Here is a 21643-nt window from a genome sequence, read left to right as displayed (position 1 = left end):
TCGATGGAAAGGTTCCACCATGTTGCACACCGCGCGGATGATCAGCCCGGCCGTCGAGCTGGGAAGCGCTCCCCTGTTCCGCACCGGGATCACCCTGGACACCGGCCACGGCGCCGTCACCCGGGCCACCCTCACGATCAGCAGCCTCGGCGTCCACGAGGCCAGGATCGGCGGTCGGCCGGTCGGCGACGACGTGCTCAGCCCCGGCTGGACCTCGTACGAGCACCGCCTGCGCTACCTCAGCCACGACGTCACCGAACTGATCGCCGGGAAACCGCTCTCCATCCTGACCGTCCTGGTCGGCAACGGCTGGTACCGGGGACGGCTCGGGTTCATGGGCGGCAGCGCCTTCTACGGCGACCGGCTCGGGGTGATCGCCGCGTGCGAGATCACCTTCGCGGACGGGCACCGGCAGGTCGTGGTCACCGACGAGACGTGGACCGCCGGCGGCTCCGACGTCCTCGCCGACGACCTGTACGACGGGCAGACCATCGACGCGCGGCGGCGCTCCGGCAAGTGGTTCCTCCCGGACGGCGAGCCCGAGTGGTTCCTGCCGGTCCGGGTGCTCGATTTCGACAACAGTGTGCTCACCCCGTACATCGGAGAATGGGTGAGCAGGCAGGAGAGCGTTCCGCCGCGGAAGGTCTGGGAGTCGCCCACCGGGCGGGTGTTGATCGATTTCGGCCAGAATCTGGTCGGTTGGCTGCGTTTCACGGTGCGCGGGCCGGCCGGCTCGGAGATCCGGATCCGGCACGCCGAGGTCCTCGAGGGCGGCGAGCTGGGCGTGCGGCCGCTGCGCGACGCGCAGGCCACCGACCGGTTCATCCTCAGCGGCGGCGACGACCTCTTCGAGCCGACCATGACGTTCCACGGATTCCGGTACGCGGAGGTCAGCGGCTGGCCCGCCGGGGTGCCGCTGGACGTCGAGGCCGTGGTCGTGCACTCGCGGCTGGAACGCACCGGCGACTTCGCCTGCTCCGACGAACTGCTCAACCGGCTGCACCGCAACGTCGTCTGGAGCACCAGGGGCAACTTCCTCGACCTGCCGACCGACTGTCCGCAACGCAACGAACGGCTCGGCTGGACCGGCGACATCGCGGTGTTCGCGCCATCGGCCGCCTACCTGTACGACGTGCGCGGCTTCCTCGGCGACTGGCTCGCCGACCTGGCCGCCGAGCAGCGGGCCGCCGACGGCCTGGTCCCGTTCGTCATCCCCGACGTGCTCAAGTACCAGCCTGCGCCGCCCGAGTTCCCGGACCCGGACAGCACCGCATTCTGGTCGGACGCGGCGGTGTGGGTGCCGTGGACGCTGTGGCAGGCCTACGGCGACCGGTCGATTCTGGCCAAGCAGTACCCGTCGATGACCGCGCACGTGCGGCGGGTCCGCACCCTGCTGTCGCCGGCCGGGGTGTGGGACGGCTCGTTCCAGTTCGGTGACTGGCTCGACCCGGACGCGCCGGCCGACGCACCGGCCAAGGCGAAGGCCGACCCCGGCGTGGTCGCGACCGCCGCCTACTACCGGTCGCTGACACTTGTCGCCGAGACGGCCGCGCTGCTCGGGCACGACGCTGACGCCGCCGAGTTCACCGAACTGGCGGCCCGGGTCCGGATCGCGTTCTCCAGCGAATACGTGGACGCGGACGGCACCGTGCGTTCCGACTGCACGACGGTCTACACCCTGGCCATCGTCTTCGGGCTGCTCGACGACACGTCCTTCGCGGGGCGGCGGCTGGCCGAACTCGTCGCGGACAGCGGTTACCGGGTGTCGACCGGGTTCGCGGGGACGCCCTACATCACCGACGCGCTCACCGTCACCGGACATCTCGACGCGGCCTACCGGCTGCTGCTGGAACGGGAGTGCCCGTCCTGGCTCTACCCGGTGACGATGGGCGCCACCACCATCTGGGAGCGGTGGGACTCCATGCTCCCGGACGGGACGATCAACCCGGGCGAGATGACCAGCTTCAACCACTACGCCCTAGGCGCGGTCGCCGACTGGATGCACCGGACCATCGGCGGCGTCGCCCCACTGGATCCCGGCTACTCGCGGGTGTCGATCGCGCCACGGCCCGGCGGCGGCCTGACCTGGGCCCGCGCCGGTCTGCGGACCCGGCACGGCCGCATCGAGGTCTCCTGGCGGACCGGGCCGGACGGTGACCTCGCCGTCGACGTGACGCTCCCGGACGGCGTCACCGGCGTCCTGTCGCTGGACGGACGGCCCGAGGTGGAGATCTCGGCCGGCACGCACTCCTTCTGACACGTTGGGAGAACCATGCGCTTTCGACGGATCGGGGCGGCACTGCTGCTGCTCGCCCCGCTGGCCCCCATCGTCACGGCGGGCCCGGCACTCGCCGCGGACTGCTCCACCCACCCCTGGACGGACAGGCACAGGTCGCCCGAACATCGGGCCCGCGCTCTCCTGGCCGCCAGCAGCCCGCACCAGATCTACCGCTGGCTGGTGGAACAGCCGGCGAACAGCCCGCAGCAGACACAGTGGGCCGGTGACGTCGTCTATCCGGTGCAGGTGCCGTGCACGCCGACCGTCGTCTACACCGACGGGCCGGACGGGATCCGGTTCACCGACGGGGTAACCGCCTTCCCGGCGACCATCGCCACCGCGTCCACCTGGAACGAGCGGCTCGCGTACGTCAAGGGCGCCGCCCAGGCCGACGAGGGCTACCAGAAAGGCAAGAACGTCGTCCTCGCACCGGGAATCGCCAGTGGCCGCACTCCCCTGTCCGGCCGCACCCCCGAGTATCTCGGCGAGGACGCCCTGCTCAGCGGTCTGATGGCGGCGGCCGGCGCGCGGGGCGTCCAGAGCGACGGCCGGGTGCTGGCGACGCTCAAGCACTACGTCGCCAACGAGCAGGAACTCGACCGGCAGACCAGCTCGTCCAACGCCGATGAGCGGACGCTACGCCAGGTCTACGACCTGCCGTTCGAGATCGCCGCCAAACGCGCCCGCCCGGCGAGCATCATGTGCTCCTACAACCAGGTCAACGGGGTGTACGCCTGCGAGCACCCACGACAGAACAGCGTCCTCAAGGACGACATGGGCTTCGACGGGTACGTGATGAGCGACTTCGGTTCGGTGCACTCCACCGCCGCGAGCCTGGTCAACGGGCTCGACCAGGAGCTGAACCGGCCGATCTGGTTCACCCCCGCGAAGCTCGACGCGGCCCTCGCCGCCGGGCAGATCACCCAGGGTCAGGTCGACGCGGCGGCGCTGCGGGTGGTCACCGCCTACATCCGTGGCGGGCTCTTCGACCATCCGCTGCCGGCCACCCCGGTTCTGGACGCGTCCACCGCCGCGCACAAGGCCGTCGCGCGGACGGTCGCCGAACAGGGCTCGGTCCTGCTCAAGAACGTCAAGAACACACTGCCGATCAAGACCGGTGAGGGTACGCGGATCGCCGTCATCGGTTCGACCGCATCGGAGAGCGCGCACTCCGTGTGCAGTCTGCCCTGGCGGTTCGGGAATCCGACCACGATGCGGTGCGAGGATCTCGTGACGCCGCTGGCCGGGATCACCGCGCGGGCCGCGCGGGCCGGGGCGACCGTCACCTACGACAACGGCAGCGATCCGGCGGCGGCCGCGGTCGCCGCCGCCGGGGCCGACATCGCGGTCGTCTTCGGACATCAGCGGGCCGGGGAGTTCACCGACCTGGCCGATCTGCGGTTGCAGGGCGGCGGGGACGCGCTGATCTCGGCGGTCGCCGCGGCCAATCCCCGTACCGTCGTGGTGTTGCAGACCGGCAGCGCCGTCGAGATGCCGTGGCTCGACCAGGTTCCGGCCGTGCTCCAGAACTGGTACGGCGGGGAGCAGATGGGCCCGGCCCTGGCGGCGCTGCTGTTCGGCGACGTCAACCCGTCCGGGAAGCTTCCGATGACGTTCCCCCGGTCGCTCGCCGACACGCCGACGGCCGGTGATCCCGCCCGTTACCCGGGTGTCGTGGTCGACGGGATCCGGCAGGTGTCCTACAGCGAGGGTCTCCAGGTCGGCTACCGCTGGTACGAGGCTCGGGGCATCGATCCGCTCTTCGCCTTCGGGTACGGGCTGTCGTACACGTCCTTCGCCTACCGCGACCTGGAGGTGACCGGGGACGGCCGCGACGGGGTCCGGATCCGGTTCCGGCTGACCAACACCGGGAAACGCTCCGGGACCGAGGTGGCCCAGGCCTATGTCACGTTGCCGCCGTCCACCGGAGAACCGGCCAGGCGCCTGGTCGGGTGGTCCCGGGTGGCCCTCGACCCGGGTCGCTCTCATACCGTCCAGATCGACCTGAGCCCCGCCGATCTGGCCGACCTGCACCTGCTCCAGTACTTCGACCCGGCCCGTTCCGGCTGGGTGACGGCCCGGGGCACCTACCGCTTCACCGTCGGCGGCTCCTCCACCGCCACCCTGCACGACACGCTCCGCGTGCACTGATCTCTCCTCGTCGCCGTAACGCCGGTCGCCCGGGGTGGGTACGCACGGTCGGCGGCCGGGGCGTGGTGGACGCGCACGACGGCGGCGTCGTGGTCGCCCACGTGCCCTACAGCCGTGATGCCCCCGCACGCTACGTCCTCCGTGTGCGCCCACCACGCCTGCGGCCCGCCGACCGTGCGCACCCGCCCGGCGTGACCGGTTCCCTACGGGATGAGGACGCCCGCGGCTCGGAGCCGGGCCTCGAAGAGGGCGGTCAGGCGGGCGGCGGCCGGGGTCGGCTGCTCGCCGTGGTGGGCGATCAGCCGGTAGCGGGTGGCGGCCTGGTTGCGGGCCCGCAGCCCGGTCACCGTGCCGAGCAGGGCGGGATGGGCCAGGTAGTGGTCGGCCACGGCGGCCGCCAGCTCGTCGATGCGGGGATCGCCGGGCTCCCAGGTCGCCGCCTCGGCCGTGAGCCGGGTCAGTTCGAGAAGGCGGGGGTCGCCCACGGCGTACTCGAAATGGGTCAGATAGTCGTCGAAGCCGTCCGGGACCAGGGCCCGGGCCAGCACCCACGCCTCCCTGGTGGCCGCCACCTCCTCGGCCGGGAAACCGAGGCCGCGCATCCGCTCCAGCAGTGCCACCGCCCGGTCCGGCAGCAGGGCCCGGTCCCCGTCGGCGAGCCGGTGCAGCGTGTCACGGCGGGCGGTCAGCTCCGCGATCCGTTCGGTGAGCCGCCGTTCGACGTCGGCGAGGGTGGCGGCGAACCGGGCGGTGCCGGCGTCGAGCAGGGGGCCGATCTCGGCGAGGGGCACTCCCGCGGCGGCCAGCGTACGGATCTGGACCAGCCGCAGCAGGTCGCCGGAGCCGTACCGTCGATAGCCGGAGCCGTCCCGTTCCGGTTCCCGCAGCAGGCCCAGTTTGTGGTAGTGCCGGACGGTCTTCACCGTGACGCCGACGAACTCGGCCGCCTGCCCGATCGTGACACCGCGCATCATCGGCCGGTGAACACCTCGTCGAGCAGCCGCTGCTGGGCACTCCGGAAGACCGTCGCGATGCTGAGTCCGGCATCGTCCACACAGCTCAGCGCGGCGGTCAGGGTCCGGCTGCCGTCAGGGGTGCTGTACATCAGTGCGGCGTGGCCGACGGCGGCGCCGTTGTGGGAGATGATCGTGCCGCCGGGGGTGGTCAGGACGAACACACCCAGACCGTAGTCCATGTCCGGGATGCCGGTGGGGTGCGGGGTGAACATCTCGGCGAGCAGCGGAGGCGGCAGGAGACGGCCACCCGTCAGCGCCGAGATGAAGGTGTGCAGGTCCCGGGTGGTGGAGATCATGTCACCGCCGGCGGAGATCCACGAGGGATTCTGTCGGGTGACGTCGATGATGTCGCCGTCGCGGTAGTAGGCGTGGGCGAACGGCTCGGGGATCTCCGGCGACGCCTCCGGCAGCAGGGTGCCGGTCAGGCCGAGTGGCTCCAGGATCAGGCGGCGCATCTCCTCGGCGAGGGTACGGCCGGTGATGCTCTCGATGATCAGCCGGGCCAGCACGTAGTTCGTGTTGGAGTAGCTCCACCCCTCCCCCGGCTCGAACCGCGCCGGCTGGGAGAGCGCGATCCGCACCAGTTCCCGCGGCTGGTAGGTGTGGAAACGGTTCTCCAGCCACTGAGCGGCGCCGGGGCCGTAGGGCACGGGGATGCCGGGCACGATCGTACCGTCGGGGTTGATCTCGCCGGTGAAATTGAAGAGTCCGCTGGTGTGCCGCAACAGCATCCGCACGGTGATCCGCTCGTCCAGCCCCAGGTCGGGCAGGTGAACGGCCGCCGGAGCGTCCAATCCGGCCCGGCCCTCGGCGACCAGGCACAACATCAGGGTGGCGAGGAACGTCTTGGTGTTGCTGCCGATCCGGACGTACCCGTCGATCGACGGCTTCGCGGTCCCGCCGAGTTCGGCGACCCCGGCGCTGCCGGTCCATTCGCCACCGTCGTCACTGAGGCGCAGGGTCACCGCGTGGAAACCGGAGTCGACGATCGCGTCGATCGTCGACTGTGGGGAGATGTTGAGGGACATGATGGTCGCTCCATGTGTACTGGATGTCTCGCGTACATGAGGAGCGTCCACCCTGACCTTGGGTCAACCTCAAGAATGATCCACGTCACCGGTGGCGCCCGCACACAACCGGCCTCCCCGGGCGGGCGCACACGTTCGGGCTTCACCGTGGGCGGCGCACACGTTCGGGCTTCACCGTGGGCGGCGCACACGTTCGGATGGCCGATGCCGTGGTCGCCGCACACGAAAGTCGCCGCGTGCGCGACCACCACGACTATCAGCCACGTAGGCGACCACGACACCGCCACCGTGTGCGCCCACCTCGCGCGGAACCGCGACCACCCGTCACAGCGACCGGCGCAACGGCTGGGATCGGCGTGCCGGTCGCCCGGCCGTGAGCGGCGGCAGACGGGGGTGGCGGCGACTGGCTGGGCCTGCCCGGCCACCGATCTCAGCCCGGCGGGTGCGGCACAGGCTGGAGCGGGCAGCGAGATCGCGCGAGCGGACGGGACGGCCCAGGTCGGGTGGGACGAGGACACGCGTACAGGAAGGAAGAGCTGGAAGCGGAACGCGGACCTCGACCGCAAAGGTCTTCAGGCGGTGCGGCCGGCTCGGCGGGCGGCGTCGACCACCGGGTCGGTCTCGTCGTCGAACTGGCCGATCACCTGTTCCAGCAGGTCTTCGAGGGTGACCAGGCCGATCACCGTGCCGTTGTCGGCGACCAGGGCGAGGTGGCTGCGCCGCTGCCGCATCACGGCGACCGCGTCCAGGACGGTGGTGTCGGCCGGCAGCGACAGCACGGCGGTCATCAGGTCCCGCGCCGTCACGATCCGCTGTGCGCTGATGGCCTTGGCGGCGTCGCGGACGTGCACGACGCCGACGATCGCCCCGGCACGGTCGGTCACCGGCAGGCGGGATCGGCCGGTCTCGGTGCTGCGCACCTCCACGGCGCGGGCGTCGGCGTCGGCGGGCACGTCCAGGATCTGCCCGGTCGGGACCATCACCTCGCGTACGGGCATCGACTGCACCTGCAGCATGGCGGTGAGCAGTTCGTGCTCGGCGTCCTCGATCGTGCCGTGCTGCTTGGAGGTCTCCAGCAGCATGCGCAGCTGCTCGGCGTTGTGGACCTGGGCGAGTTCGTCCTGCGGGGTCACCTTGATCAGCCGCAGGCAGGCGTTGGCGAGGCCGTTGAGGGCGGCCAGAACCGGGCGCAGGACGGTGGTGAAGCCGACGAACGGGATCGCCAGGATCTGTGCCGAGGCCTCCGGGTGGCTGATCGCCCACGACTTGGGCGCCATCTCCCCGACGACCACGTGCAGGAAGCCGACCAGGGCGACGGCCAGGACGAAGGCGACCGCGTAGGCGGCGCCCTCGGGCAGCCCGGCCGCGGTGAGCGCCGGTTCGAGCAGGTGGGCGACCGCCGGTTTGGCCAGGGCGCCGAGCCCGAGGGTGCACAGGGTGATGCCGAGCTGCGCGCCGGCCAGCATCAGCGACAGCCGGCGGGTTCCGGCGAGGGCCGCGCGGGCGCCGCGGGATCCCGCGGTGGCGGCGGTCTCCAGGCGGTGCCGTTTCGCGGCGACCAGCGCGAACTCGGCGGCGACGAAGAAACCGTTGAATGCCAGCAGCACCACGGAGATGAGCAGCGACGAGGCGGCGCTCATGTCGTCACCTGCCCGTCGGCGCCGGGGATGAGCGGCGGCGAACTGGCGCTCATGGGATGACCCGCCCGTCGGTGTCGGGGATGACGGTGAGGGCGATCCGGTCCGGTACGAGGCGGCGGACGGCCAGGACCGTCAGCCGGGCCACGCCCTGCGGCACCGGTTCCCCGTCGGCGTCGACCGTCGGGGGAAGCGCCAGGTCGACCTGTTCGCCGGCGACCGGGAGGTGGCCGAGGCGGGCCATGATCAGGCCGGAGACGGTGTCGTACCGGTCGTCGCCCGGGAGGTGGACGCCGGTGGCGTCGATGATCTCGTCGATGCGGGCCCGGCCCGGGATCAGCCAGTCGCCGTCACCGGCGGGTTCGATGACCGGTTCCGGCAGGTCGTCCTCGTCGCGGATGTCCCCCACGAGTTCCTCGGCGACGTCCTCGAGGGTGATGATGCCGGCGAAGCCGCCGTACTCGTCGACGACGATCGCCATCTGCCGGTGCGCGGCTTTCAGCCGGTCCAGGACCGCGGGCAGCCCGAGCGGCTCGGGCAGCGCCACCGGCGCGGTCGCCAGCGACCCGACCGGGGTGGTGCCCCGGTCGGCGGGGTCGAGGGTGACCACGTCGGCGATGGAGACGATGCCGATGACGTCGTCGAGGCCGTCGCCGATCACCGGGAACCGGGAGTGGCCGGTGTCGAGCAGGTCGACGACCCGCGACGCCGGCTCGTTCTCGCCGATCGTGGTGACATCGACGCGGGGGCGCATCACCTCGGCGGCGGTCCGCGCCCGGAAGTCCAGGCCGTGGTCGAGCAGCCGGGCGGCGTGCGCGTCGAGGCTGCCCCGGCTGCCGGCGGCGGCGATGATCCGGTCGAGGTCCTCGGTGGTGGCTCCCTGCGGGAGTTCCTCGATCGGTTCGATGCCGACGGCGCGCAGCAGCCGGTTGGCGGTGGCGTCGAACACCCGGATGAGCGGGCCCACCACGGTCAGGTAGACCAGTGTGGAACGGGCGAGCGCCCGGGCGAGCGCCTCGGGCTTGGCGATGGCGAGGTTCTTCGGCGCGAGTTCGCCGAGGACCATCTGCACCACGGTGGCGAACAGCAGCGCGAACACCATCGCGATCGACGCGCTGGCGGTCTCGGACAGGCCGGTCAGGCCGAGCAGCTCGGCGGTGCCGCGGCCCAGGTAGGGCTCGGCGACGTAGCCGGCGAGCAGGGCGGTGACGGTGATGCCGACCTGGGCGCCGGACAGCACGAACGACAGCCGCTGGGTGACCCGCAGCGCACGCGCGGCGGCGGTGTCACCCTCGTCGGCCCGTGCCCTCAGGCGTTCCCGGTCGACGGCCACGTAGGCGAACTCCTGGGCCACGAAGTAGCCGGTCGCCGCGGTCAGCAGCACGATGGCCAGGACACCGATGGTGATCAGCATGGGGTGCCATCGTAACGGCTACCCACGGCGCGCCGGTTCGGCGTGCGGCAGGCGCGCCGGTCCCTCGACCGGTCCGGTTCGGCCCTTCCAGGCTGTCGCCGCTTCCTCCAGCACCGTCAGGAGGCGGGACTCCTCGCCGGCCCGGTCGCGGTACCACGCCAGCGCCCACGCCCGGTGCAGCCGCCAGCCGAGACCGGTGAGCACCTGGTCGTTGAGGTGGTCGCGGTCCCGCGCGGCCGGGCAGTCCCGGTAGCCGGGGCCGTCGCAGCGCACACCGAGCAGGTAGTCGCCGGCCGGATCCAGGGGGTGGCGGACGGCGATGTCCACCCGTCCGCCGGCGGTGCCCAGGTCGGTCCACGCCGGATAGCCCCACGACCGTACGGTCTCCAGCACCGAGGTGACGAAGTCGTCGGCCGGGCCGGTTCCGTGGTCCCGGGCGGCGCCGCCGTCGCGTTCCACGTGGTCCAGGTAGGCGACGAGCTGGCGGACCCCCTCGTTCTCCGACTCCGGTATGTCGCGGGCCAGGATGGACGTCACGATCTCCACCCGGTGCCGGGCACGGGTGATGGCCACGTTGAGCCGCCGCCAGCCGTTGGGGCGGTTGAGGGCGCCGAAGTTCGCGGTGATCCGGCCGGCCATGTCGTACCCGTACCCGATCGAGAAGATCATCACGTCGCGTTCGTCGCCCTGCACCGACTCCAGGCTCTTGATGAAGAAGCCGTGCAGCCGGTCGTGGACCACCGCGCGTTGCAGGGCCGGGTGCTCGGCGGCGATCCGTTCCAGGGCCCGTTCGATCGCCTCGGCCTGGGCCACCGAGAAGGTGACGACGCCCAGGGTGGCATGGGGCCGGGTGGTGAAGTGGTGCACGATCCGTTCGGCGACCCGTTCCGCCTCGACCGGGTTGTCCCGGCTGGACGCACGGCGGTAGACGCCGGCGACCGGGAACAGTTCCACACCGGTGTCCGGGCCGCCGGCGATCGGGGCCGGGAAGGTGCTCAGCCGTCCCTGGTAGAAGGCGTCGTTGGCGAAGGCGACCAGGGACTGGTGCCGGCTGCGGTAGTGCCAGGTCAGGCTCATGCCGGGGAAGGCGCCGCACGCTTTGGCCAGCTCCAGCACGGACGGGAAGTCGAGCACCTCGCTGTCCTGGCCGGTGGCCGTGAAGGACCGGTCGAAGAACGACGTGGGCGGCAGCTGCCGGTCGTCGCCGGCGGTGATCAGGGACCGGCCGCGGTAGATGCAGTTGACCGCTTCGGCCGGCGTGACCTGGGAGGCCTCGTCGAAGATGACGACGTCGAAGGTGATGTCCGGGGGCAGTGACTGGCTCACCGTCAGCGGGGAGGCGAGCACGCACGGGCGCAGGGCGAGGACGGCGTCCCGGGTCTGGGCGATCAGGTCCCGTACCGGGAGTTGCCGGCCGGCCTTCATAGCCTCGCGCCGCAGCAGATTGGTGGCGGCACTGTCGGCCGAAGGCCGTCGTGTCTCGATCGAGGCGATGATCTGCCGGGCCGCGATCGCCGCGAGTTTCTCGTCGGCCTGCCGGAATTCGGCCACCAGGCGGTCGCGGTCCTCGCCCCGCCAGGTCCGCAGCCGGCTGTCGGCGCGGACCACCGCGTCCACCCAGCCGTGCAGCAGCGCCCGGCGCAGGACCGCGGGCACCTGCGCCCGGTCCAGGTGCTGGTCGGCGCAGTACTCGACGGCCGCGTCCAGGCCGTGGGCGGCGAGCACCTCGCGGGCGTCGAGGCAGGCGAACCATTCCTCCTGCCCGCTGCTGTCGTCGCGCAGCCGCCGCAGCAGGGTCCCGGCCCGCCGGTAGTCGTCGAACTGCCGGCGCAGCTCGTCCTGCCGAAGCGGCGCGAATCCGGCGAGCACCGCCCGGCCGGCCTCGGCCCACTCGCGGGCCCGTTCCATCAGTTCGGGCACCGGTTTGAGGTCGTCGAGGGCGGCGGCCTGCGCCTCGGTCAGCGGCCCGCCGGCCATCTCCCGGGTCTGCGCGGCCCAGGCGACGGCCGCGGCGAGCGCGGCCGGATCGGTTGCCGGCATCTCCCCGGTACGGTCCCGCGCCGCCGTCCGCGCCTCTTGCGCCGCCGTACGCAGCCGGGCCAGCCGGAGTGTCTCCGCGTAGTCCAGGGTCCGCCCGGTCGCCGCGTCGTACGCCCGGACCGTCTCCGCCACCGCGTGCAGTGTCACGGTGTGCTCGGTCAGCCAGGTCAGCGCGTCGTCGATCGGCTCGTTGACGAGTTCCGGCCGGGCCGCCGGGCTGGGCGCCGGCCGCAGCGTGGCCTGCCAGCGCAGCAGCGCGTCGCGGGCCTCGGTGACGACCCGGCTCGGCGCCGGGTCGGAGGCCGGCGCGCAGAGGTGGCCGAGGACGCCCTCGAGGACGGCGGGCGGGACCGTGGCGAGCGCGGTGGCGGCCACCGCGATCGCGTCGTCGAGGGCGGCGAAGTCGGTGCCGCGGCCCTGCCAGTACCGGCCGAGCACGGGGGCGTACGACTGGTCGGCGGCCGTCAGGTCCTGGAGTGCCCGTTTCCAGGCGACCGCGGTGCCGATGCGGGAGATCGCGTCCCCGAGGTCCGCGGTGGGCAGCACGAATCCGGCCACCTGCCGCCGGTCGCGCCGGTACGCCGCCCGCAGTCTCCCCAGCCCCCGGTGCACGGTGGTGAACCGTTCGGCGAGTTCCTCGACCGGCTGGCCCAGGATGTCCTCGGAGAAGTACGGCCGGGCCTGGATCTCCGCGGCGACCAGCGCCTCCAGTGCCCGCCGCAGGACGCCGGCCCCGGTCCGTACCGCGGGCAGCGTGCCGGGCCGGAACCAGAACCGCTCCGGCTTGTGCGGCCGGTCGCCCAGTTCGACGATCGTGGCGACGCGGGAGATGTCCTGGACGGTGTGGACCGGGGGCAGCCCGAGGCGGGCGGTGACCCGGTCGACGGCGCGGCGGCGTACGTCGAGTTGTTCGGCGGCCCGGGTGAACGAGCGGGCGAGTTCGTCGGCGGCGCCGGCGGTCAGCGTGGTGATGTCGACCGGCGCGGGAAGCGCGTCCAGGGGCGGGACGACCGGCAGGCCGGCGGCCGAGGGCAGCGCGGTCCAGGGCACTCCGGCGTGCTGTTCGGCCAGCGCGGCGGCCTGGGCGGCGGCGGCGAGCCCGGTGGCGTGCCGGTCGGCGGCCCTGCGGATCGGGTCGAGGTCGTCGGCGGTGAGCCAGGTGGCGGGGACCGGGCCGGGGCGGGCGCCGGCGTGGTCGGCGAGCCGGGCGAGGGCCTTCGCGTCGTCCGGCCGTCGCAGCCGGAACGCGGTGGCCGCCGGCTCGGCGGTGCGGGCCGCCCGCGCCAGCGCGGCGAGGGCCTTCTCGGCGCGGCTGAGCGCGGGGTCGAGCGGCTCCCGGGTGGTCACGTCGCGCCACACCAGGCCGGCGTCGGACATCGACCGCCACGAGCGGGACAGCTGGTCGGTGGCCTCCCGGATGCGGTGCATCGCGTCCGGGGTGAGGTCGCCGGGGTCGATCGCGGGGACCGGTGCGGCGGGGGTACGGGAGAGGGTCACGCAGTGGCCGATCACCTGGTGCAGGCTGGCGCCGAGGGGTTGGCGGGTCTCGTTCATGGCGTACGCGAAGGCGGTCAGCTGCTCGCGGAGTTCCCGCAGCGTTCCCAGGTCGACGGTGGGCGCCGGAGCCGGGATCTCGGGGATCTCGTCGGCGGCCGCGGCGAGCAGGGTCGCGACCTCGCGGCGGCCCGCCTTCTGGCCGTGCAGTTCCAGCAGGTAGCGGGCGAGCCCGGCCTCGGTGAGCCGGTGGTGGACCACGTCGAGGGCGGCGACCTTCTCGGAGACGAAGAGCACGGTCTTCCCGGCGTGCAGGAGCGCTCCGATCATGTTGGCGACGGTCTGTGACTTGCCGGTGCCGGGCGGCCCGTCCATCACGAAGCTGTGCCCGGCGAGCGCCGCGGCGACGCAGGCCCGCTGCGACGAGTCGGCGTCCAGGACCAGGGGCACGTCCTCGGGCGGGGCGAGCCGGTCGGTGTCCTCCGGCCGGATCGGGGTGAACCGGAACCGGGTGGTCTGCCGCCGGCTGTCGGTGACGGCCAGGGCGCGGACGACCGGGTGGGCCAGGATGCGTTCCTCGTTGTCCTGGAGGTCCCGGAAGATCGCCTCCTTGTGGAAGGTGAGACAGGTCAGGACGGCGGCCGGTTCGATGTGCCATCCGTTGCGGCGGGCCACGGTGTCGGTGAAGCCGGCCCAGAAGCGGGTGAGGTCGAGTTCGGCGCCCGGTTCCAGGGGCGGCACGCTGATGCCGGCCCGTTTGAGCCGCAGTGCCAGGGCCGGGTTGAACACCGCTTCGGCGTCGCGCAGCCGCAGGTCCGGCGGCCGCCCCTGTTCACCGGCGACGAGTTCGGCCGGGAGCAGCAGCAGGGGGCTGGTGTAGCTGGTGGTCCGGCTCTCGGCGTCCTCGTCGTCGGCGGCCAGCCGCCAGTGCAGCAGCCCGAGCGCGAGATGCAGGACGGCCACGCCGCGGTCGAGGTGTTCCTGCTGGGCTCGCCGCATCATCCGGCGCAGCAGCGGCCCGAGGGCACGGCCGGTGAGTTCGGTGCGGAAGGCCGGGACCTGCCCGTCGCCGTCGCCGGGGCCGGTCAGGGCGCACCGGTCGCCGCGGGCCAGGGCGGTGACCACCTGCGCGGGTTCCGGCGAGCTGATCGCGACGGCGTCGCCGTTGCCGGTGGTGAAGTTGATCAGCCGATTGTTGTCGCCGAGGTCGATCAGGCTGTCGCGCCAGGCGCGCAGAGCCGCGTGCGTCCCGGCCCCGGCCGGTCCCGGCTCGGGACGGTCGTCGTCGTCGCACCGGATGCCCATGTACCCGATTGCAGCAGGAGGCGGCCCTTTCGCGCTGGTGATTGGACTTCTTCTGCTTTGTCGGTTTCGCCACGAGGCTTTTCGGTTTGGCCACGAGGCTTTCGGTTTGGCCAGGAGGCTTAGCGGTTTCACCACGCGGCTTATCGGTTTCGCCCCGAAGCCTGGGACGTCTCGTGGACCACGGTGTCCGCCGGGCCGCGGTCGGCGGCGGGCCGGGCGCACATGTCGGCCAACTGGGTGATCACCACCTCCGGGTCCGCGCCGAACGGGATCCGGTGCAGTTCGGCCGGGTCCAGGGGCGGCACCTCGACGTGCGAGATCAGCGGGTGGAACGGCCGCCGGTCCTCCTCGTCGGCGCCGAACAGCGTCTCGGTCAGCTTCTCCCCCGGGCGCAGCCCGGTGTAGACGACCGGGATCTCCTTCTGGGACAGGGCGACCATCTGCGCCGCCACCTCGGCGATCCGGACCGGGGCGCCCATCTCGAGGACCAGCGCCTCGCCGTCCATGCCGATGGCCGCGGCCTGGATGACCAGGTGGACCGCCTCCTGCGTGGTCATGAAGTAGCGGCTCACGTCGGGATGGGTGACGGTGACCGGGCCGCCCTCGGCGATCTGGGCGTTGAACGTGGTGAACACCGATCCGCGGCTGCCGAGGACGTTGCCGAAGCGGACGCTCAGGAAGGTGCCCCGGCTGCGCCGGGCGGTCCAGGCGGTGAGACGTTCGGTGATCCGTTTCGCGTAGCCGAGCACACTCGCCGGATCGGCGGCCTTGTCGGTGGAGATGTTGACGAACCGCTCGACCGAGCCGCACGCCCGCAGGACGTTGAGCGTGCCGATGACGTTGGTCTTGACCGCCTCGCCCGGATAGCGCTGGAGCAGGGCCAGGTGTTTGAGGGCGGCCGCGTGGAAGACCACGTGCGGTCGCCGTTCGCGGAGGATCTCCCGCATCCGCCGGGCGTCCCGGACGTCGGCGAGGATCACCGCCGGGTCGTCGAGTCCGGCCCGCGGGTCGATCGACAGCTGGACGGCGAGCAGGGACGTCTCGTCGCGGTCCAGCATCATCAGCTCGGCCGGCCGGAAATGGTGGATCTGCCGGCACAGTTCCGACCCGATCGAGCCGCCCGCTCCGGTCACCAGGATGCGTTTACCGGTCAGATAGCCGCCGATGCTGCTCAGGTCGGTGTCGATCTGGTGGCGCCCCAGCAGGTCGGTCACCTGCACCTCGCGGATGTCGCCGACCTTGACGGGCTGGCTCATCAGCTCGCTGACCGACGGCACCACCTTGAACTCGGCGCCGGCCGCCAGGGCCCGGTCGCGGATCTCACGGACCAGGCCGGCGTCCGCGTTGGCCACCGCGAAGACCACCAGCTCGGCTTCGGTGGCGGCGAGCGCCTCGGCGATGTCGTCGCGGGTGCCCAGGACCGGTACGCCGTGCACGCGCAGCCGGCGCTTGGCGGGGTCGTCGTCGAGCAGGCCGACGGGCAGCCAGCGGCCCTTCGGGTCGCGCAGCATCGACTGGATGAGCAGGGACCCCGCCGACCCGGCGCCGAACAGCAGGGCCGGGGCGGCGACCCGGCGGTCCGGGCGCAGCCGCCGGAACCGCAGGGCCCGCCACAGGTAGCGGACGCTGAGCATGATCATCAGCGCGATCAGGCCGCCGAGAGCGGGGACGCCGACCGGCACCGGCGGGTGGGACAGCAGCACGATGGCCGCGGTCAGCATGAGCCCGACCAGCACGGCGGTGGTGGCGACCGAGTTCGCGTCGTCGACGCTGGCGAAACGGTGGATACCCCGATGCAGCTGCCGGGCGTGGTCGATCGCCGTGTGCACGAGAACGGCCAGGACGATCACGACCAGGACGCCGATCAGCGGACGGAGATCGGGGACGAAGTCGTAGCGGACGAAGACGGCCGCGACCAGGCCGATCACCCACGCGGCGCTGTCAACGAGTTGCCGCAGCAGGCGAGCGCGCCTCATGTTCGTCAGCGTATCAAACTCGGCTATTCCGGGATGATCCCTTTAAATCACCGTATCGTCGGTCTCGAAAAGGGGTGCGGGGAGGTTCGGTGGGCCTGCGCGAATACCTCCGGGTCGTCAGGCGGCACCGGTGGCTGCTGATCGCCTCGGTCGCTGTCGCGCTCGGGGTCGCCACGATCATCAACATCAACACCACACCCGTGTACGCCGCGCGCGTCACGTTCTTCTTCGCCACCCCGGCCGTCAGCGGCGCCGACGCCTACCCGGCCAGCCTGTTCAACTTCAACCGGATGTCCACCTACACCGAACTGCTGACCAGCGACGAGGTCGTCACCCCGGTGGCCGCGACGCCCGGCGTCGACATGGACGCCGAACAGATCCGTGCGGCGATCGCCGCAGAGCCCGTCCCGGACACGGTGATGATGAAGGTCAGCGTGCAGGACCAGAGCCGCGACCGGGCCCTGCTGCTGCTCACCCGTCTCACCGGGCGTTTCGCGCGGGTCGTCGAGGAACTGGAGCGGCCGGCTCCGGTCGCGCCGCCGACGGTTCGGGTCACCGTCGTCTCCGGCCCCGCGCTCGACACGGCTCCGGTGTCGCCAGACGTGCTGAACAACCTTGCCCTCGCGCTGATGGCCGGCCTGATCCTGGGCGCGATCGGTGTGGTCGGCCGGGAGGTGGCCGACCACACCGTGCGCACCGCCAAGGCGCTCGAGGTCCTCGCCTCGGCGCCGGTGCTGGCCCGGGTGCCGACGGACCCGGGAGACCCCGTCGTCTCGCGCGGCGCCTCGGCCCGCACCGAGGCGCTGCGCGAGGTCCGTACGCGGGTGCAGTGTGCCGCGGCCGCCGGTTCGGTGAAGACCCTCGCCGTGACCAGCGCGGTCCCGGGCGAGGGCCGCTCGGCCACCGCCTGCGGGCTGGCGCTGCTGTTCGCCGAGGCCGGGCAGCGGGTCCTCATCGTCGAGGCCGACCTGCGCCGTCCCCGGCTGGCCGCGTTCCTGGGCCGGGAGGAGGCGGCCGGGCTGAGCACGGTGCTGGACGGCGGCGCGACGCTGGCGCAGGTCCTCCAGCCCTGGGGGGCCGGGCTGTGGCTGCTGGCCGGCGGACGGACCCCGCCGAACCCGAGCGAGCTGCTCAGTTCATCGCGGATGACCGAGCTGGTCGACGAGGCCCGCCGGCGGTTCGACGTGGTGATCTTCGACTGCCCGCCGCTGCTGCCGGTCACCGACGCCGGTGTCGTCGCCGCCCGCGCCGACCGCACGCTGCTGGTCGTACGCGCCCACAGGACGACGTCGGCGCAGGTCACCACCGCCGTCCGGACGCTGCACGCGGTCGACGCCACACTGCTGGGCTGCGTACTGAACATGGTCGCCCGCAAGGGCCCGGACGCGGTGCCGAACTACGACACCTACCTGTCCGGGTCCGGGCCGGCCCGGGGCGATCAGGGCGGCGGGAAGAGACCGGCCACGTGAGCCTCCGGTCACTGCTGCGGGCCGTGCCCGCCACCGTACGCCGCGACTTCGTCGCCACGTTGCTCGTGCAGTTTCTCGTCCTGGGCATCGGGCTCTACCTGTTCCACCTGGTCGCCGAGCGCGGCAGCGTCGACGGGTTCTCGTTCTACCAGATCGCCCGGAGCGTGGTGAGCACCGTGCAGCCGGCCGTGCTGCTCGGCCTCGGCGTGAGCCTCTACCGCTTCCTGCCACGTACCGTGCACACCACCCGGCGGCTCGCCCTGCAGGCGCTGTCCATCGAGGCAGGCCTGGTCACCACCGTGACGCTGGCCGGCGCGGTCGCCGGTGGCGAGATCGCCGCGCTGCTCGGGCTACCCGGCGGAAGGTCCGCGACGACCGCCGTCCTGATCACGCTGGCCGGCAGCAGCCTGTGCGCCGTCGCGCTGGCCGCCCTCCGCGGCGCCGGCCAGGTGGTCGCCTCGAATCTGACCGCCGGGATCGGCGGCGCCGTGGTCCCGCTGGCCGCGTTCGCCGCCACCGACCGGATCGAGGACTTCCTTCTGCTCCAGGGCCTCGCCACGGCGGTGGTGGGCCTCGGGGCGACCTTCGCGGTCCGGCGGCGCCGGCCTCCGGCCCCGTCCACGTCCACGGCTCCGGAACCGGACGTCAGGACTTTGATCGCGTACGGGATACGCCGAATGCCCGGGGAACTGGCCCTGCCCGCCCTCTTCACGCTGCCCACCCTGGCCGTGGCCGTGACGACGACCGGCGGCGAGGACGCGGGATACGTCGGATTCACCACCTCGGCGGTCACCCTGATCTGCTCGGTGTTCGCCATGCTCACCCCGGTGCTGATGCCCCGGCTCAGCCGCCTCTTCCACCACGGCGGCGAGCACCGGGCGGTACGGCGGCGGCTCGCCGTGCTGCCGTTGCTGGCCGGCGTGGTCGCCACGCTGCCGACCGGCGTGATCATCCTGTTCGCCCCGCCGATGGTGCACGGCTTCCTCGGCCCCGAATTCGACGCCGCGGTGCCGGTGCTGCGGCTCGGTGTGCTCGCCGCGGTCCCGCTGGCGATGTTCTACACCGCCCGGCCGTCGCTGGACGTACTGTTCGAGGCCAAGCCGATGAGCCAACTGCTGGTCGCCTGCCTGTTGGTGGAAGTCGTGATGATCGCCGTCGGCACCCGGTTCCTCACTCCGTCGTACGCGTCGATGCTCGGACTTCTGTCGGCGGCCACGGTGCTGGGACTCACCGCGGTAGGGCTCGCCGCGAACGCCCTGCGCCGGTCACCGTCATGACCAACCGCACCGAGCGGCACCCGGCCGTAGCTGACGACGGTCTCGCAGGCGAGGGCCGGGCGGGCATGACCAGGAAAGCACCGTCATGACCAACCGCACCGAGCGGCACCCGGCCGTAGCTGACGACGGTCTCGCAGGCGAGGGCCGGGCGGGCATGACCAAGAGAGCACCGTCATGACCGCCCCGGACACGCCCCGGCCCGGCCTGGTCGTGCTGCTCGCGTTCGTGGTGACCCTGGCCGGCCATTTCACGCTGACCCGGGCCGGTCTGAACATCCCGATCCTCAACGACGTACGCGTACCCCTGTTCTTGATCCTGCTGTTGGGTCTCGTTCTGGAGGCGCACCGGGTCGGCCCATGCCCGGCCGAGGGCGGGCATGCGCTGCTCGGCATCCTGTTGCTGTTCGGCTATCAGGGGCTGTCGGTGCTGTGGGTGCCGCCGGGCTCGGTGACCGGGCCGGGGCTCGGCGACCTGTGCGCGATCACCGGATTGCTGGTGGTCTACTTCAATCTCGCCGCCTGGGACCGTGACCGGGTCACCGAGATGACCTTCAAGATGTTCTACGTCGCGGCCTGGATCTACTTCCTGGCCGGCGCGGCCGGGCTGGGCCGCGACGTGACCGGACGGTGGGCGGCTTTCGGCGGCGGCCCGAACGTGTTCATCCGCCTCATGATCATGGGCGTCTTCACGTCGTTCTACCTGTACCTGCGCAGCGGCGACAAGCTGACGTGGCTGGCGCCGATCCCGGTGTTCCTGTTCGGCGCGGTCGCCTCCGGCTCCCGGGGCGGCCTCATCTCGTTCGCCATCACCGTGGCCGTCGCGTTGCTGGCGATCCGGCCCCGGTTCAACATCGACCGGATCGCCAAGCCGCTCGCCCTGATGGTCGCGATGACCGCGATCCTGGTGGTCACGGCCGGGCCGTCGATCGCCGACTTCGTGCGGACCCGGTTCCTCGAGGGGACCGTCGAGCAGGGATACACCTCCGACCGCGACGTGCTGTACCAGATGGCGCTGCAGATCTTCTGGCAGCGGCCGCTGCTCGGCACCGGGATGAACGGCTTCCATACGATCGCCGATCTCGGCTCCGGCGAGAGTTACGTGCACAACCTGCCGCTGTCGATCGCGGCCGAGGGCGGGTTCGTCGGGCTGACACTGCTGGCGCTGGCGTGGCTGGGCCTGTGGCACGCCTACACCGCCGTGCCGAGGAGCGAACGCAGCCTGGAATCCCGGTTCGCCGCCTACTGCGGCATCTTCATGGGCGCCACCAGCCTGTTCTCCGGCGACTACTACGACGCGCGACTGATGTGGATCTTCCTCTTGCTGGCCGTGGTCCGGCCCGCGCGGGCGCCCGCCCCGCTGCCGCGGTAGACGGCCCGGTTCAGGACCCGCTCGAAGTCCTCGAACAGCAGGTCACGGTCGAAACGGTCACGGGCCAGGGCGGACGCCGCCGCCCGCGCGGACGTGCGGTCGGACTCGTCGCCCAGGAAGTCGGCGACCGCGATGGCCGCCGCCCCGGGATCGCCGGCCGGCAGCACCAGGCCGGCGCCGCTCTCGGTGAGCAGGTCGGCGATCCACCCACCGTGGTTGACGGCCACCGGGCGGCCCGCGGCGAACGCGTCGAAGACCTTGTTCGGCGAGTTGTTCCCCAGCTCGGGGATGTCGACGAACACCGACGTCGCCAGGTCGCACGCGCCGAAGAACGCCACCACCCGCTCCTTGCTGACCGGCCCCAGCAGGAACAGGTTGCGGTCCAGCACGCCCAACCCGGCGGCCAGTTCCCGGAGGCTGTCGCGCATCCGGCCGTCGCCGACGATCGCGACCCGGGCGTCAGGAGCCGTCTCGGCCAGGCACGCCGCCATCCTGACCAGGTAGTCGACGCCGTTGGCCGGGCCGAGCGTGCCGGCGTAGAGGACCAGCGGCCGGTCCCCCAGCCACGGCGTCTCCTGCCGCAGGATCGCCCCGGCCCGGTCGGCCCCGGCGAACAGGCCGATGTCGGAACTGTTGGGCACGACGGTGACCCCGACCCGGGGGAACCGGCGCTGGATGCTGGCGGCCATGCCCGGGGAAAGCGCGATGACGTGGGCCGCCCGGCGGTAGGCCCACGCCTCCAGCCGTTCGGCCGCCCAGCGGCTGACCGGTGACCGGAGCGCGCCCATCGCGATCGGCAGTTCCGGCCACACGTCGCGGACCTCCAGCACCATCGGCACACGGCGGCGCATGGCCGCGTACGCGCCGGGGATCGCCACGGTGAGCGGGGTGCTGGTCGCCAGGACGAGATCGGCCGGGATCCGGGCCGCCTCGACCGTCGACCGGCGGACGAAGTCGAAGAACGCGCCGATCCGGCGACGGTACGACATCGCGTTGCTGTACGGCACCGGCAGCCAGTGCACGACGATGCCCGCCTCCCGGGTGGCCCGGGCCCGGTCGCCGTCCGGATCGCCGGTGATCATGTGCACCTCGTGGCCGCGGTCGACCAGGCGCCGGGCGAACTCGTACGACCGGGTTCCGCCGGACATCCCGGGCGTCTTGAAGTACTGGTGGATGTAGGTGATCCGCAC

Annotated in this window: 12 protein-coding genes; 5 read left to right on the top strand and 7 right to left on the bottom strand. The window is 72.2% G+C overall.

The genetic code is table 11. The annotated features are described in order from the left end of the window. The first annotated feature begins 19 nt into the window (after positions 1–19). The gene (locus tag KZ829_RS34435; RefSeq protein ID WP_220148027.1) at positions 20–2257 is read left to right on the top strand and encodes an alpha-L-rhamnosidase; all 2238 of its coding nucleotides are present in this window, start codon (positions 20–22) and stop codon (positions 2255–2257) included. Positions 2258–2272: 15 nt separating this feature from the next. Beyond that, complete coding sequence (locus tag KZ829_RS34430; protein ID WP_220148026.1) at positions 2273–4429, top strand: glycoside hydrolase family 3 protein; 2157 nt, start codon at positions 2273–2275, stop codon at positions 4427–4429. A 203-nt stretch (positions 4430–4632) separates the two neighbouring features. Here the strand turns inward: KZ829_RS34430 and KZ829_RS34425 are convergent, their stop codons facing one another. The 6 genes from KZ829_RS34425 to KZ829_RS34400 all read right to left on the bottom strand — a co-directional run bounded on the left by KZ829_RS34425 (position 4633) and on the right by KZ829_RS34400 (position 16339). Then, entirely contained in the window at positions 4633–5403 is a 771-nt protein-coding gene (locus tag KZ829_RS34425; protein ID WP_220148025.1) for a MerR family transcriptional regulator, read from the bottom strand. Next, positions 5400–6473: a serine hydrolase domain-containing protein gene (locus KZ829_RS34420; RefSeq protein ID WP_220148024.1), complete on the bottom strand. Its 1074-nt coding sequence runs from the start codon at positions 6471–6473 to the stop codon at positions 5400–5402. The genes KZ829_RS34425 and KZ829_RS34420 overlap by 4 nt, the downstream gene beginning before the upstream one ends. A gap of 572 nt (positions 6474–7045) precedes the next feature. Then, positions 7046–8113 carry a hemolysin family protein gene (locus KZ829_RS34415; protein ID WP_220148023.1) on the bottom strand — a complete coding sequence of 356 codons (1068 nt, stop codon included), beginning with the start codon at positions 8111–8113 and terminating at the stop codon, positions 7046–7048. Between the two features lie 49 nt (positions 8114–8162). After that, positions 8163–9524, bottom strand: a complete 1362-nt coding sequence (locus tag KZ829_RS34410; protein ID WP_220148022.1) for a hemolysin family protein — start codon at positions 9522–9524, stop codon at positions 8163–8165. A gap of 18 nt (positions 9525–9542) precedes the next feature. Then, on the bottom strand, positions 9543–14363 hold the full coding sequence (locus KZ829_RS34405; RefSeq protein ID WP_220148021.1) for a PDDEXK-like endonuclease domain-containing protein: 4821 nt from the start codon (positions 14361–14363) through the stop codon (positions 9543–9545). Positions 14364–14503: 140 nt separating this feature from the next. Beyond that, entirely contained in the window at positions 14504–16339 is a 1836-nt protein-coding gene (locus KZ829_RS34400) for a polysaccharide biosynthesis protein (protein WP_220148020.1), read from the bottom strand. Positions 16340–16428: 89 nt separating this feature from the next. Between KZ829_RS34400 and KZ829_RS34395 the strand changes: the two genes are divergently transcribed. The 3 genes from KZ829_RS34395 to KZ829_RS34385 all read left to right on the top strand — a co-directional run bounded on the left by KZ829_RS34395 (position 16429) and on the right by KZ829_RS34385 (position 20453). Continuing rightward, positions 16429–17808 (top strand): tyrosine-protein kinase domain-containing protein, encoded by a 1380-nt coding sequence (locus tag KZ829_RS34395; protein ID WP_220148019.1) that lies wholly within the window; start codon positions 16429–16431, stop codon positions 17806–17808. Beyond that, positions 17805–19085: a lipopolysaccharide biosynthesis protein gene (locus tag KZ829_RS34390; protein ID WP_220148018.1), complete on the top strand. Its 1281-nt coding sequence runs from the start codon at positions 17805–17807 to the stop codon at positions 19083–19085. The genes KZ829_RS34395 and KZ829_RS34390 overlap by 4 nt, the downstream gene beginning before the upstream one ends. Positions 19086–19259: 174 nt before the next feature. Then, on the top strand, positions 19260–20453 hold the full coding sequence (locus KZ829_RS34385; RefSeq protein WP_220148017.1) for an O-antigen ligase family protein: 1194 nt from the start codon (positions 19260–19262) through the stop codon (positions 20451–20453). Here KZ829_RS34385 and KZ829_RS34380 read toward each other — a convergent pair. Then, complete coding sequence (locus KZ829_RS34380) at positions 20372–21643, bottom strand: glycosyltransferase family 4 protein (protein WP_220148016.1); 1272 nt, start codon at positions 21641–21643, stop codon at positions 20372–20374. The genes KZ829_RS34385 and KZ829_RS34380 overlap by 82 nt on opposite strands.

This window comes from Actinoplanes hulinensis (genome assembly GCF_019429605.1).
In the GTDB taxonomy this organism is placed as follows: Bacteria; Actinomycetota; Actinomycetes; order Mycobacteriales; family Micromonosporaceae; genus Actinoplanes; species Actinoplanes campanulatus.
This window is presented reverse-complemented; position numbering and strand designations above follow the sequence as displayed.

Coding starts and splice junctions, on each gene's coding strand:
- KZ829_RS34435 (WP_220148027.1), top strand. CDS start 20: ATGTTGCACACCGCGCGGATGATCAGCCCGGCCGTCGAGCTGGGAAGC.
- KZ829_RS34430 (WP_220148026.1), top strand. CDS start 2,273: ATGCGCTTTCGACGGATCGGGGCGGCACTGCTGCTGCTCGCCCCGCTG.
- KZ829_RS34425 (WP_220148025.1), bottom strand. CDS start 5,403: ATGATGCGCGGTGTCACGATCGGGCAGGCGGCCGAGTTCGTCGGCGTC.
- KZ829_RS34420 (WP_220148024.1), bottom strand. CDS start 6,473: ATGTCCCTCAACATCTCCCCACAGTCGACGATCGACGCGATCGTCGAC.
- KZ829_RS34415 (WP_220148023.1), bottom strand. CDS start 8,113: ATGAGCGCCGCCTCGTCGCTGCTCATCTCCGTGGTGCTGCTGGCATTC.
- KZ829_RS34410 (WP_220148022.1), bottom strand. CDS start 9,524: ATGCTGATCACCATCGGTGTCCTGGCCATCGTGCTGCTGACCGCGGCG.
- KZ829_RS34405 (WP_220148021.1), bottom strand. CDS start 14,363: ATGGGCATCCGGTGCGACGACGACGACCGTCCCGAGCCGGGACCGGCC.
- KZ829_RS34400 (WP_220148020.1), bottom strand. CDS start 16,339: ATGAGGCGCGCTCGCCTGCTGCGGCAACTCGTTGACAGCGCCGCGTGG.
- KZ829_RS34385 (WP_220148017.1), top strand. CDS start 19,260: ATGACCGCCCCGGACACGCCCCGGCCCGGCCTGGTCGTGCTGCTCGCG.